The 13,021-nt window shown below is 70.5% G+C and carries 13 protein-coding genes; 6 read left to right on the forward strand and 7 right to left on the reverse strand.

Translation table 11 applies throughout. The features are described from left to right. Positions 1–110 precede the first annotated feature (110 nt). Positions 111–323: a DUF6274 family protein gene (locus V2W30_RS19150; RefSeq protein WP_338698151.1), complete on the forward strand. Its 213-nt coding sequence runs from the start codon at positions 111–113 to the stop codon at positions 321–323. A 446-nt stretch (positions 324–769) separates the two neighbouring features. Here V2W30_RS19150 and bldC read toward each other — a convergent pair whose 3' ends face one another. Together bldC and V2W30_RS19160 are read right to left on the reverse strand one after the other, a co-directional pair. Further along, on the reverse strand, positions 770–976 hold the full coding sequence (gene bldC / locus V2W30_RS19155) for a developmental transcriptional regulator BldC (RefSeq protein ID WP_003949541.1): 207 nt from the start codon (positions 974–976) through the stop codon (positions 770–772). 507 nt (positions 977–1,483) lie between these two features. Continuing rightward, positions 1,484–2,326, reverse strand: coding sequence for a hypothetical protein (locus V2W30_RS19160; protein ID WP_338698153.1), 843 nt, complete (start codon positions 2,324–2,326; stop codon positions 1,484–1,486). Positions 2,327–2,521: 195 nt separating this feature from the next. Between V2W30_RS19160 and V2W30_RS19165 the strand changes: the two genes are divergently transcribed. Together V2W30_RS19165 and V2W30_RS19170 are read left to right on the forward strand one after the other, a co-directional pair. Next, positions 2,522–3,625, forward strand: a complete 1,104-nt coding sequence (locus V2W30_RS19165) for a Leu/Phe/Val dehydrogenase (protein ID WP_338698155.1) — start codon at positions 2,522–2,524, stop codon at positions 3,623–3,625. A 263-nt stretch (positions 3,626–3,888) separates the two neighbouring features. Continuing rightward, entirely contained in the window at positions 3,889–4,155 is a 267-nt protein-coding gene (locus V2W30_RS19170; protein ID WP_338698157.1) for a DUF3073 domain-containing protein, read from the forward strand. 117 nt (positions 4,156–4,272) lie between these two features. Here V2W30_RS19170 and purM read toward each other — a convergent pair whose 3' ends face one another. Together purM and purF are read right to left on the reverse strand one after the other, a co-directional pair. Further along, entirely contained in the window at positions 4,273–5,343 is a 1,071-nt protein-coding gene (gene purM, locus V2W30_RS19175) for a phosphoribosylformylglycinamidine cyclo-ligase (RefSeq protein WP_338698158.1), read from the reverse strand. A gap of 35 nt (positions 5,344–5,378) precedes the next feature. Then, positions 5,379–6,905, reverse strand: a complete 1,527-nt coding sequence (purF, locus tag V2W30_RS19180) for an amidophosphoribosyltransferase (RefSeq protein WP_338698160.1) — start codon at positions 6,903–6,905, stop codon at positions 5,379–5,381. A 433-nt stretch (positions 6,906–7,338) separates the two neighbouring features. Here purF and V2W30_RS19185 point away from each other — a divergent pair, with 433 nt between their 5' ends. Continuing rightward, positions 7,339–7,431, forward strand: coding sequence for a putative leader peptide (locus V2W30_RS19185; RefSeq protein WP_338698161.1), 93 nt, complete (start codon positions 7,339–7,341; stop codon positions 7,429–7,431). A gap of 210 nt (positions 7,432–7,641) precedes the next feature. After that, on the forward strand, positions 7,642–9,057 hold the full coding sequence (locus V2W30_RS19190; RefSeq protein ID WP_338698163.1) for a sulfatase family protein: 1,416 nt from the start codon (positions 7,642–7,644) through the stop codon (positions 9,055–9,057). A 22-nt stretch (positions 9,058–9,079) separates the two neighbouring features. On the opposite strand, the gene V2W30_RS19195 is transcribed toward V2W30_RS19190, so the two are convergent. The 3 genes from V2W30_RS19195 to V2W30_RS19205 form a co-directional block, all read right to left on the reverse strand. Continuing rightward, positions 9,080–9,898, reverse strand: a complete 819-nt coding sequence (locus tag V2W30_RS19195; protein WP_338698165.1) for an META domain-containing protein — start codon at positions 9,896–9,898, stop codon at positions 9,080–9,082. Positions 9,899–9,959: 61 nt separating this feature from the next. Further along, the gene (locus V2W30_RS19200; protein ID WP_338698166.1) at positions 9,960–10,766 is read right to left on the reverse strand and encodes a maleylpyruvate isomerase family mycothiol-dependent enzyme; all 807 of its coding nucleotides are present in this window, start codon (positions 10,764–10,766) and stop codon (positions 9,960–9,962) included. Positions 10,767–10,776: 10 nt separating this feature from the next. After that, positions 10,777–11,424 (reverse strand): TetR/AcrR family transcriptional regulator, encoded by a 648-nt coding sequence (locus V2W30_RS19205; protein WP_338698168.1) that lies wholly within the window; start codon positions 11,422–11,424, stop codon positions 10,777–10,779. Between the two features lie 125 nt (positions 11,425–11,549). On the opposite strand from V2W30_RS19205, the gene V2W30_RS19210 reads away from it, so the two are divergent. Next, positions 11,550–13,016 carry an MFS transporter gene (locus V2W30_RS19210; protein WP_338698170.1) on the forward strand — a complete coding sequence of 489 codons (1,467 nt, stop codon included), beginning with the start codon at positions 11,550–11,552 and terminating at the stop codon, positions 13,014–13,016. Positions 13,017–13,021 lie beyond the last annotated feature (5 nt).

Here is a 13,021-nt window from a genome sequence, read left to right on the forward strand (position 1 = left end):
CGGGCCGGCCCCGCCGGGTGTCGTGGGCCCGCCATGGCGCCCAGGGGGCCCTTGACGGCGCCCCGCCCTCCCGGTACTCCGGAAGCCAGGCACGGCGCGGGAGGTGGCACATGGCGGCAGCGGCACGACATGAGACACGGGCCCTGCTGCGCGCCCACCTCGCCGCCGCGTCCGGCTACCGCCATCTCACCCGGCACTGCCCGATCTGCCACCGGCTGCTGCGGCTCGCCATGGATCCGGCCTCCGACCCGCCCACAGAGCCCCTGGAGGGCCCTGAGGACGCCTGGGAGTACGACGAGGACGAAAGTCCCCCGAAGGCATGACCAAAGCCGACCCACGCGGCCCCCAACTGATGGGAGCCTGGGGAGAGTCGGAGCCTCTTCGGACGACGCCCGCCCGCGCCGACCTCCTCTAGCGCAAGGGCGTCACCTGCAACAAGCTCCCGTGCGTGTGACGGGTGTCACCGAACGAGTTTTGGAAACACCGTTTCTTACACCCCTCCTACAACTCCTCAATTTAATATGTGCAATTGCACCACCCTCACAGCGCCCTGCCCGTGACCGATCAAGGTCCGACAAGGGCGCCCACCGAACCCGGGGAACCCGGTCCCGCGCGCACAAAAAAGATCGCGCTGGACCCGGCGGAGTCCAGCGCGATCGATGACGCAGGGAGCCCTGTTGGGGCAGGACGGCGTCATGTGGAGCTAGGGGTGGGCGCGGTACGGGTTGGGGGACCCGAAACGCCCGGTCTTGCTGTGTTTTACGAAGCCTCAGGCCTCGCTGCGCTGCTGCGGGATACCCGCGAGCAGTGCGCGGACCTCGGCCTCGCGGTAACGGCGGTGTCCGCCGAGCGTGCGGATCGACGTGAGCTTGCCAGCCTTCGCCCAGCGCGTGACCGTCTTGGGGTCGACGCGGAACATCGTGGCGACCTCAGCCGGGGTCAGCAGCGGCTCGGCATCAGGGGTGCGAGCGGTCATGAGCGGCCTCCTCGGGAGAACCGAACCTTCTCGGTTCTTTCCTTTAAATTCTGCACCTTGACCCGCGTTGCCCGATATGGCGGACACGGGTCGAGTCGGTTATAGGACGAACGGCTTGTCCTCGGCACTACAACTACACCATCCGTCCAGCCGCGTCGGCCAAACCGATGGAATTGCCCTCCCAGGTGTTCATCAGCGACGGAAGCCGATGGACCATGCCATAGCGGACAGTCACGCCACAGTGACGATCAGTCACAGAGCGATCAGGAGTCATCAGACCCCCCAGAGGCAGTGCAATGCTGAGTTATCCGTCCATGGTTGGACTCAGTTGGACGGATGGAGCCCTCCCCGGACTCCTTGTCCTATTTTGGCACGAGGAGGGGCCTTGGGCGCAAGGGCGCAGTAAGTGCGGTCCATCACGCTTGAGGCAAAAGCCCGGATCGGGACGTAGGTCCTAAGGGCCGGACAGGGCCCGTCAGTTGGGGCACTCGTCCGTGGGTGGACCCGTCAGTTGGCGAACTGTCGTGCCCGTGCCGTCCGCCAGCGTTCCACGAGCCGCGCGTACGCCTCGCCGGCGACGTCCCCGTCCCCGGAGCGCAGCGCCTCGATGCCCTCGGCGACATCCGCCGCCGAGTGGTCCTCGTCGAGGAAGTCGGACGACAGGGTGTGCACGAGGCCGCCGTAGTCGAGTTCGACGTACGAGCGGGGGTGGAACTCCTCGAGCCAGCGCCCCACATCTACCAGGCCGTCGATCAGCGGCCCCTCGTCGACCGCGTCCTTCAGGGCGCGCAGGCCGCGCGCGACCCGCCGCCGGGCCTGCACCATCGGCGTGCGGTACCGCAGGAACGGAACGCCGCCCTCCCCTTTCTTCTCGTACACGCGCTCCTCGTCGGCGACGAGCACGAACCAGTTCAGCGGCACCTGCCATATCGCCGTGCGGATCCACGGGCGGGCGTCGGGGTTCCGCTCCAGCCAGCGCTCGTAGTCCTCGGCCGCCTGCCGGCGCACGACCGGGGGCAGCACCGCGTCGAGGACCGGGGCCGGCCACTGGTCCGCCATCCCGTCCAGGGCCTGCCAGCCACGCAGCCGCGTGCGCCACGGGCAGACGCACAGCACCCCGTCGACCTCCAGCACGAACGCGTCGTCGCTCTCGTGCACCGGCACCGGGATCGGCGGCGTGGGCAGCAGATCGGCGAGCGAGCGGCGCAGTTCGTCCTGGTAGGAGGGGTGGCGCTCGCGCTTGGCGTAGCGCTCCCAATGGCCGCGCTCGGGCTGCGGAAAAGCCCCCAGGGGCTCGTACACACGCAGATAGGCCGCGTACGGGACGGTCACCGACGACACCTTGGGCACTGGTGCTCCCTCCCCCGCCCACCGGCTGGAGAACCCACCGTACTTCCGCCGTCACCCGACGCGAGAGAGTGATCCTCGGCACTGCGGCCGTGGCGGGCACGTACACGCTCTAATCTCTTGCCCACGAACACGACGGCGACCCGCCACCCGCACGGGATCCGCCCCACCGCCGCTATGTACTTGGGAGTCACCACAGTGACCGATGTGACCGGCGATTCTGTCCGCACCACCGACGTGCTGCACACCCTCTTCCACTCGGATCAGGGCGGCCACGAGCAGGTCGTGCTCTGCCAGGACCGCGCGAGCGGCCTCAAGGCCGTCATCGCCCTCCACAGCACCGCCCTGGGCCCCGCCCTCGGCGGCACGCGCTTCTACCCGTACGCCTCCGAGGAGGAGGCCGTCGCCGACGCCCTGAACCTCGCGCGCGGCATGTCGTACAAGAACGCCATGGCCGGGCTCGACCACGGCGGCGGCAAGGCCGTGATCATCGGCGACCCCGACACGGTCAAGAGCGAGCAACTGCTGCTCGCGTACGGCCGGTTCGTGGCCTCGCTGGGCGGGCGCTACGTGACGGCGTGCGACGTGGGCACGTACGTCGCGGACATGGACGTGGTCGCGCGCGAGTGCCGGTGGACCACCGGGCGCTCGCCGGAGAACGGCGGCGCGGGCGACTCCTCCGTGCTCACCGCCTACGGCGTCTTCCAGGGCATGCGGGCCTCCGCCCAGCACCTGTGGGGCGACCCGACACTGCGCGGCCGCACGGTCGGCGTCGCGGGCGTCGGCAAGGTCGGCCACCACCTCGTGGAGCACCTCCTGGAGGACGGCGCCGAGGTCGTGGTGACCGACGTCCGCGAGGAGTCCGTACGGCGGATCACCGACCGGCACCCGCGGGTCGCCGTCGTCGCCGACACCGAGGCGCTCATCCGGGTCGAGGGCCTGGACATCTACGCGCCGTGCGCCCTGGGCGGCGCCCTGAACGACGACTCCGTGCCCGTGCTGACCGCGAAGGTGGTGTGCGGCGCGGCGAACAACCAGCTCGCGCACCCGGGCGTCGAGAAGGACCTCGCCGACCGCGGGATCCTCTACGCCCCCGACTACGTGGTGAACGCGGGCGGTGTCATCCAGGTCGCCGACGAGCTGCACGGCTTCGACTTCGACCGGTGCAAGGCGAAGGCCGCGAAGATCTTCGACACCACGCTCGGAATCTTCGCTCGCGCAAAGGCTGACGGCATCCCGCCGGCCGCGGCGGCCGACAGGATCGCCGAGCAGCGAATGGCGGAGGCGCGCGGACGGGCCTGATCGCCGGGGCGACGTAACGAGAGTCACCCCTCCCGGCGGGTCGCCCTCCCAGAAGAGGTTAAAATCGCAGCTGACCAGCGAGGACGGGGCTCCTGGCTGGTCCTGCGTCCAGGCGCGTGCTGCGGGCGACGTACCGTATGGGCGTGGGCTCAGGTACCGTGGAAGCCCTACGGACCGGTCTCCCTGCGGGGAGCCCGTTCTAGATCATGAACGCGTGTCAAGACTCTGGGGCCGTGAAGCCCCATCACCGAGGGGGTCGAGCCATGGGGCGCGGCCGGGCAAAGGCCAAGCAGACGAAGGTCGCCCGCCAGCTGAAGTACAGCAGCGGCGGGACTGACCTGTCGCGTCTGGCCAACGAGCTGGGCGCATCTACTCCGAGTCCGGTCTCGAATCAGCCGCCGAACGGCGAGCCTTTCGAGGACGACGACGAGGAAGACGACCCGTACGCCCGCTATGCGGATCTGTACGACGACGAGGAAGACGAGGACTCCGACGAGTCCGGTCCGTCGTCCCAGCGCCGCGGCGCTTGACTTCGTACTGCTTCTTCCAGCACTGCGAGCACGTCGGCAGTGCGTAACAGCTGCACACTTCACCCGGTCCGGGGTGGTCTCCACGCCGGACCGGGTTTTGTGCTGCCCCGCTGCTTCTTACTTCGCGTAGGAGCCCGTGAGCTCGGCGCCCGTCGTGTGGTCGCCGCGGTCGGTGATCTCACCGGCCACCCAGGACTCCACGCCGCGGTCGGCGAGGGTCGCGAGGGCCACGTCCACGGATTCCTGCGGGACGATCGCCATCATGCCGACGCCCATGTTCAGCGTCTTCTCCAGCTCCAGGCGCTCGACCGAGCCGGCCTTGCCGACCAGGTCGAAGATCGCGCCAGGGGCCCAGGTGGAGCGGTCCACGGTGGCGTGCAGGCCGTCCGGGATGACCCGGGCCAGGTTCGCCGCCAGGCCGCCGCCCGTGATGTGGCTGTAGGCGTGCACGCGGGTGGTGCTGGTGAGGGACAGGCAGTCCAGGGAGTAGATCTTCGTCGGCTCCAGGAGCTCCTCGCCGAGCGTGCGGCCCAGCTCGTCGACCTGCTGGTCGAGAGCCATGCCGGCGCGGTCGAGCAGGACGTGGCGGACCAGCGAGTACCCGTTCGAGTGAAGACCGGAGGACGCCATGGCGATCACCGCGTCACCCGAACGAATGCGATCCGGGCCGAGCAGGTTCTCGTACTCCACGACACCCGTGCCGGCACCGGCGACGTCGAAGTCGTCCGGGCCGAGGAGGCCCGGGTGCTCGGCCGTCTCGCCGCCGACGAGGGCGCAGCCCGCGAGGACACAGCCCTCGGCGATGCCCTTCACGATGGCGGCGACCCGCTCCGGGTGGACCTTGCCCACGCAGATGTAGTCGGTCATGAAGAGCGGCTCGGCGCCGCACACCACGATGTCGTCCATGACCATCGCGACCAGGTCGTGGCCGATCGTGTCGTAGACGCCCAGCCGGCGCGCGATGTCGACCTTCGTGCCGACACCGTCGGTCGCGGAGGCCAGGAGCGGACGCTCGTACTTCTTCAGGGCGGAGGCGTCGAAGAGGCCGGCGAAGCCGCCGAGGCCGCCGAGAACCTCGGGGCGCTGCGTCTTCTTCACCCACTCCTTCATCAGCTCTACGGCGCGGTCGCCTGCTTCGATGTCGACGCCTGCGGACGCGTAGGAAGCACCATGGGTGGTCTCAGACATTGCCTGGGATCTTTCGGGTTGGTGAATTGCGGGTACTACGGGCGACGGATCGCGTCGGACGCAGCCGTGGACGCAGGACCTGCGGCCAGTTCCGTCTCCAGGAGCTGCTTGCCGAGGAGCTCCGGGTCGGGGAGGTCCATCGGGTACTCGCCGTCGAAGCAGGCGCGGCAGAGGTTCGGCTTGGCGATGGTGGTCGCCTCGATCATGCCGTCGATGGAGATGTACGAGAGGGAGTCGGCGCCCAGCGACGTGCCGATCTCCTCGACCGTCATGCCGTTCGCGATGAGCTCCGCGCGGGTCGCGAAGTCGATACCGAAGAAGCAGGGCCACTTCACGGGCGGGGACGAGATCCGGATGTGGACCTCGGCGGCGCCGGCTTCGCGGAGCATGCGGACCAGGGCGCGCTGCGTGTTGCCGCGGACGATCGAGTCGTCGACGACCACGAGCTTCTTGCCCTTGATGACTTCCTTGAGCGGGTTCAGCTTCAGACGGATGCCGAGCTGGCGGATCGTCTGGGAGGGCTGGATGAACGTACGACCGACGTACGCGTTCTTCACCAGACCGGCACCGAACGGGATGCCGGACGCCTCCGCGTAACCGATCGCGGCGGGGGTGCCGGATTCCGGTGTCGCTATGACGAGGTCGGCGTCGGCCGGTGCCTCCTTCGCGAGGCGGCGGCCCATCTCCACACGGGAGAGGTACACGTTCCGGCCGGCGATGTCGGTGTCGGGACGCGCCAGGTAGACGTACTCGAAGACACAGCCCTTGGGCTTTGCTTCGGCGAAGCGGGACGTTCGCAGGCCGTTCTCGTCGATGGCGATGAACTCGCCCGGCTCGATCTCGCGGACGTAGGACGCACCGCAGATGTCGAGGGCGGCGGACTCCGAGGCGACGACCCAGCCACGCTCCAGGCGGCCGAGGACCAGCGGGCGGATGCCCTGGGGGTCGCGGGCGGCGTACAGCGTGTGCTCGTCCATGAAGACGAGGGAGAAGGCGCCCTGGACCTGAGGCAGCACCTTGGCGGCCGCCTCTTCTATGGTCAGCGGCTTGCCGTCGTCATCGACCTGACCGGCGAGGAGCGCCGTGACCAGGTCGGTGTCGTTCGTCGCCGCCACCTGAGTGGCGCGGCCGTTCTCCTTGGGGAGGTCGGCGACCATCTCGGCGAGCTGCGCCGTGTTGACCAGGTTGCCGTTGTGACCGAGCGCGATGGAGCCGTGCGCGGTGGCACGGAACGTCGGCTGGGCGTTCTCCCACACGGAGGCCCCGGTGGTCGAGTAGCGGGCGTGACCGACCGCGATATGACCTTGGAGAGAACTGAGGGAAGTCTCGTCGAAGACCTGGGACACGAGGCCCATGTCCTTGAAGACGAGGATCTGGGAGCCGTTGCTGACCGCGATTCCCGCGGATTCCTGACCCCGATGCTGGAGGGCGTAGAGCCCGAAGTACGTGAGCTTTGCGACCTCTTCGCCCGGAGCCCAGACACCGAAGACGCCACAAGCGTCCTGGGGGCCTTTCTCGCCGGGGAGCAGATCGTGATTGAGTCGACCGTCACCACGTGGCACGGCTCCGAGTGTAGACGTGATCGACCACTGGTCCGAATTGGGGATGCCCGCCTCGTCGGTTGACACGACGTGGACGCGCGTAGCGTCCGGGGCGGTTTCCGGTCGGACGGGCCGCTCGGGGCGGTGTCCTGGGCGGGGCTCGCGCGGGTCTTCGTGGTGCTGTCCTGGCCGGGTGCCGGGTCCCGGCGCACGTCGCTGACCAGCGGCGACCGGTGGTGGAGGGCGAGCGGCCAGGTGTGCGCTTGGCGCTCCTCGGGCGGTGATTCCCGTGGTCGTCGCGGCGTCCGGAGCGGCGTGCGCGGCGAGTGTGACGCAACTCGCTGCCGCGGCGGGGCCGACGAGGGCGTGCGGTCGGTCGCCGCGGTGCCGGACGCGTCCGCAGTGCGGGACGGGCGTTGACAACGGGGTGGCCGCGTCGGCAAGGTCCTGGATCATGCAGCCTCGCCGTGACCGGACGGTCACCCTCGTGGAGCGCCGCCACGTCGACCTGGTCCGTGTCGCGAGCGCGATCTGTCGCTGCGTCTGAGTTTCCCCCGCCCGTGGTGGGCCCCCTCGGCCGTCATGTCCTGCTGAGGGCGTTCCCGGGCTGATCGCCGCCCGGCCGGTTCCGTCTCTTCGCGCTCTTCGCGCTCTTCGCGTCCGCGTGCTCTGCGCGGGCCGCGGGCGGGCTCCGGTCGCTCGCGGCCGTTCCCCGCGCCCCTGACGGGGCGCTTCTTCCTCCTGCCTCGGAGTTCCCATGCCTTCGCATGCCTCGAAGCTGTCCCGTCGCGCCTTCGGCACGGCCGCCGTCGCGGTCGGCGCCACCGTGGCGACGCCCGCCGTCGCCGCCCAGGCCGCGCCCCGCGAGACGCCCTTCCGCGCCGCCGCCGGCCGTGGCTCCCGGCGGCCCAACATCCTGTTCATCCTGGGTGACGACCTGGGCTGGGCCGATCTGTCCTCGTACGGGGCGCCGCACATCAAGACCCCGAACCTGGACCGGCTCGCCCGGCAGGGGGTGCGGTTCACGGACGCGTACAGCGGCTCCGCGACCTGCTCGCCGACCCGCTTCAGCCTCTACACGGGCCGCTATCCGGGCCGTACGAAGGGCGGACTCGCCGAGCCGATCGCCGACCGGTCCGTCGGGCTCGACCCGAACCACCCCACGCTCGCCTCGCTGCTGCGCGGCGCCGGCTACGCGACCGCGCTGATCGGCAAGTGGCACTGCGGCTACCTGCCGGACTACTCGCCCACCAAGTCCGGCTGGGACGAGTTCTTCGGGAACTTCGGCGGGGCCCTGGAGTACTACTCGAAGCTGGGGCTCGGCGGTGAGTACGACCTGTTCGCGGGCGATGTGAAGGAGGGCGACGCCGAGTACAAGGACCTGCGGTACTACACGCGGATCCTGACCGAGCGCGCGAGCGAGTACGTGCGGCGGGACCACGGGGACCAGCCGTGGCTGCTCAACCTCAACTTCACGACCCCGCACTGGCCGTGGATCGCCGACGGGGACGAGGAGGAGAGCGCCGAGGTCGTACGGAGGATCAAGGCGGGCGACGGCCGGGCGCTGTTCCACAACGACGGCGGGTCCGTGGAGAAGTACGCGCAGATGGTCGAGGACCTGGACCGGTCGATCGGGAAGGTGCTCGCCGCGCTGAAGGAGTCCGGCCAGGAGAAGGACACGCTCGTCTTCTTCGCCTCGGACAACGGCGGCGAGCGGTTCTCGTACAACTGGCCGCTGTCCGGCAACAAGTCCTCGCTCCAGGAGGGCGGCATCCGGGTCCCGACGATCGTGCGCTGGCCCGCGCGGATCGACGGCGGTCAGGTCAGCGCCGAGCCGGTCTTCACCCCGGACTGGACGGCGACCCTGCTGGAGATCGGCGGGGCCCGGCCGGCCAAGGCGTATCCGCTCGACGGGACCAGTCTCGCCGGGTATCTGCTGCGCGGTGAGCGGCTCGCGGAGCGGGACCTGTTCTGGCGGGTGCGCGGTGAGCGGGCCGTGCGGCGCGGCGACTGGAAGTACTACCGGGGCAAGGGCGGCGCGGACCAGTTGTTCAACCTCGCGGCGGACCGGCGGGAGCAGGCCGACCGGGCGGGCGACGAGCCGCAGCTGCTGGCCGAGCTGAAGGCTGTGTGGAAGAAGACCGACAAGTCGCTGCTGCCGTACCCGTCCTGACGGTTTGTCGGCTGATGGTCCGTCACTTCTCGGCGGACAGGGAGATGCCCGTTCCGTCCGCGCCCGTCAGCGTGAGGGCGTCGCCCTGGATGTCGTAACGTGCCGTGCCCTCAAGGACCTTGCGCATCGTCTTCTCGATGTCGGCGGCGGCGCCGAAGCAGCCCATCTTGGTGGTGACGAGCGGGCCGAAGGTGAGGTGCCCGTCCTCGACGGTGGCCTTGGCGCCGCCGCTGTTGCAGCCGAGGCGGGCGCTGACCCGGCCGTCCTTCTCGAAGACGAGCCGGGCCCTGCCCCGGGCGGCCTTCGGCAGGGACTGGGCGACGCCGTCGGAGTTCAGGCCGGTGACGGTCCAGGTCGTGCCGACGAGCCGGGCGTCGCGCCGCTCGGCGAGGGTGACGGTGTCGCCGTTCGAGCGGGTGAGCAGCAGGCGGTCGCCCTTGGTGCCCTCGGTCTGCACGGTGTTCTTGTCGGCGAGGGCGCGGGCGAGGGTCTTCTCGAAGGCCCGTCGGCCCTTGTCCTCGCAGAGCATCAGGGTCCGGTCGGAGCGGCCCAGGTCGACGCTGTCGGCGGTGACCCGGGCCTCGGCGTCGAAGTGGTTGCAGCCGTAGTTGCCCCGCACGCGCTCGTCGGAGACGAACTCCACGTACGCGCCGCCCGGGGCCTTGGTCGTCGTCCCGTTCACCGTCACGCTCTCCACCGTCCAGTGGACCCCGGTGACCGGCGCTCCGCCGACCTTCACCGAACCGGGGGCCTTCTCGTTCCCGCAGGCCGTGACCGTGACGAGGGCGGCCAGGGGCAGGGCGGTGGCGAACAGGGCGCGGGTGCTGCGTTGCGTGAACATGCGGATGGGACGGGGCGCCCCCCTCGATCGGTTCCCTCCGGGCCGCGCCCCGCCGCCCGCTTCACGCCATGATCGGCAACAGGGCTTCCAGGTCGGCCCGTTCACCGCTGGCGCTGACCAGCGCGTCGTCGAGCGCCGACGTCCAGCCCGTACGTCCTGTCGCCAGGCGGATCCAGGTCATCGGGTCGGTCTCCACGACGTTCGGCGGGGTGCCGCGGGTGTGCCGGGGGCCCTCGACGCACTGGACGACGGCGAAGGGCGGGATCCTCACCTCGGTGGACGCGCCCGGCGCCTTGGCGGCGAGCGCGTCGGCGAGGAACCGGGTCGCCGCGGCGAGGAGCTGCCGCTCGACGGGCAGGTCGAGTCCGGGCACGGCGTCGTTCAAGTCGTCGGTGTGGGCGACGAGTTCGACGGCTCGTGTGACCAGGACGCCGGTGAGGGTCATCACCCCGACCCGGTGGGCGACGGGCCGCTCGCCGTCGACCCCGGCGGGCAGATACGTGTCGAGTCCGGCCGCGACCTCCGCGTACAGCTCGCTCAGCGGCGCGCTGTCCGCCAGCTCGTGCACGGCGACGGCCACGGCGGGGGCGGCGGGCGCGACCAGGGCCGGATAGTCCAGGAGCGGCAGGTCGGCCCGGGGCGGGGCGGGCTGGGCGAGGCCCCGGGGCAGCATGCCGACGGCCATGGTGACGTGCGCGGCGAGGTCCCGTACGGTCCAGTCGCCGAGGCGGGTCGGGGCGGCCAGCTGCTCGGGCGTGAGGCCCTCGACGGCGGCGCGGACGGCGGCGAACTGGGCGAGGACGGCGGTCCGCAGCTTCTCCGCGTCGTAGGAACGCGGGCGCTTCTTGGGTCTGTTGGGCGAGGCCATGACCGCGACCCTACGCCCGCACCGCGAAGTCGCTCAGACCCTTTTCGACCAGGGCGAACGCCCGCACGGCGCGCTCCTCGGCGTGCGCCGCGACGGCGTCGGGGGTCTCCCCCGCGAGGATCCGCCGGTGGTTCTCGCTCATCAGGGCGCTCACCACGCCGGCCAGCTGGGCCGCGGCGACGGCGGCGAGCAGCGGGTCGCCGGTCTCCGCGGCGAGCGCCTCGGCGGCGCGCCGCTCGCCGCGCACCGACCAGAGCAGGGCGCGGCGGGCCAACGCCGGGGTGCGGTGGATGAGTTGGATCAGCGCCAGTTCGTTGCCGCTCTCGCTGAGGCCGATCGACGGGTCCCGCTCGGCGATCTTGCGCAGGACCATCGCGCGGACCGCGTCGACCGCGGACGCGCCGGGGGTGCGCTGCTCGACGGCCCGCGCGAGGTCCTCGACGTGCTCCTCCATGGGCCCCATGAGGAGGTCTTCCTTGGTCTTGAAGTAGTTGAAGACCGTCATCTTCGAGACCTCGGCGGCCTCCGCGATCTGCGCGACGGACACCTGCTCGTAGCCGTGCTCCAGGAACAGGTCGACGGCCGTGCGCCAGACCTTGATCGCCGTCTGCTTCTTCTTGCGCTCGCGCAGCCCGAGTGCGGTCCCGTCGTCAGCCATGACGGCACTGTACCAAGGCGAAGTTTGAGCCGGGATGAAAGTTAATCCGAGACGAAAGATTGACTGAGTACATTTTCTTGTGCAGGCTGTGCCGCATGCCGGAACCCATGAGCGGGAGCGTGAGCATGACCAAGACACAGCGCACGATCGGGATGTTCGTCTGCCTCTGCACGGTCGTCCTGGCCGTGCTCGACCTGCAGATCGTCTCGGCGGCGACCGTGCCGATCGTCCGCGACCTCGACCCCGTCCACGGCATCGACCGATTCCCCTGGCTGGTCAGCGCGTTCGCCCTCAGCTCGGCCGCGATGCTGCCGCTGTACGGCAAGCTCTGCGACACCCTCGGAGCCAAGCGCGTCTTCCTCGGCGCGGTGGCCACGTTCCTGCTGGGCTCGGCACTGTGCGGGCTGGCCCGGTCGATGGACCAGCTGATCGCGGCCCGCGCCGTCCAGGGCCTGGGCGGTGGCGGCCTGATGAGCGTCACGATGGTGGTGATCGCCCACCTCAAGGACCCGGAGGACACCAAGAAGGGCGGCGGTGGCGGCGGCCTGGGCGGGATCGTCGCCGGCGGCGGCATGGCACTCGGCCCCTGGCTCGGCGGCGTCCTCACCGACCACGCGAGCTGGCGCTGGATCTTCTACGTGAACCTGCCGCTCGGCCTCGCGGTCCTCGGCGCCGGCGCGCTCGTCCTCAAGCTCCCCGACCGCCCGGTGCGCCGGCCGCTCGACTGGGCGGGCGCGGGCCTCGCCGCAGCCTTCTCCACGGCCCTGCTCCTGGCCACGGACTGGGGCGGCAAGACGTACGCCTGGACGTCACCGCAGATCATCGGCCTGCTGTGCGCGGCGGCGCTCGGCGTCGCCCTGTTCGTACGGCGCCAGAAGCGCGCCGCCGAACCGGTCCTGCCGCTCTCCCTGTTCCGCGTCCCCGAACTGCGCTGGGGCTTCGTGGTGCAGGGCATCACCGGCGCCGCGATGATGTGCGCGATCTACTACGTCCTGGTCTATCTCCAGGTCGCCCGGGGCCTGTCCAGTTCGGCGGCGGGCCTGTACCTGCTCCCCATGGCGGTCGGCATGACGGTCGTCGGCGTCGTCGCGGGACGGCTGCGCGCGTCGGCCCGCACCTTCACGATCACCGGCACGCTCACGATGACGGCCACGTTCGTCCTCCTCGCGGCGACGGTCACCCCGGACACGAACCTCTGGCTGATCCGCGCCGAACTCCTCCTCGCCGGGGCCGGCTTCGGCCAACTCATCGGGCAGCTCATCCAGTTGGTGCAGGAAGCGGCCCCGCGACCGCTCCTCGGCGTGGCCACGACGAGCATCCGCTTCTTCCAGACGCTCGGCACGGCCCTGGGCGCGGCCCTCTTCGGCACCATCCTGTTCCGCCTCTTCGACGGTGACGTCAACGCCGTCCCCACCCTGCACGGCACGCGACACGCCGTCGCCGTACGGGACTTCGTGCACGCCACGGACGTCGTGTTCTGGTGCGGGGCCGCGGTCATGCTGCTCGGGGCGGCACTCGCGACACGACTGCCGAAGCCCCCGCCCGCGGGTCGGCGGGCGGAGGCTTCGTCTGTGCGAACGGCACGGGCCTAGGGCGT

This window comes from Streptomyces sp. Q6 (assembly GCF_036967205.1).
GTDB classification, from domain to species: domain Bacteria; phylum Actinomycetota; class Actinomycetes; order Streptomycetales; family Streptomycetaceae; genus Streptomyces; species Streptomyces citrinus.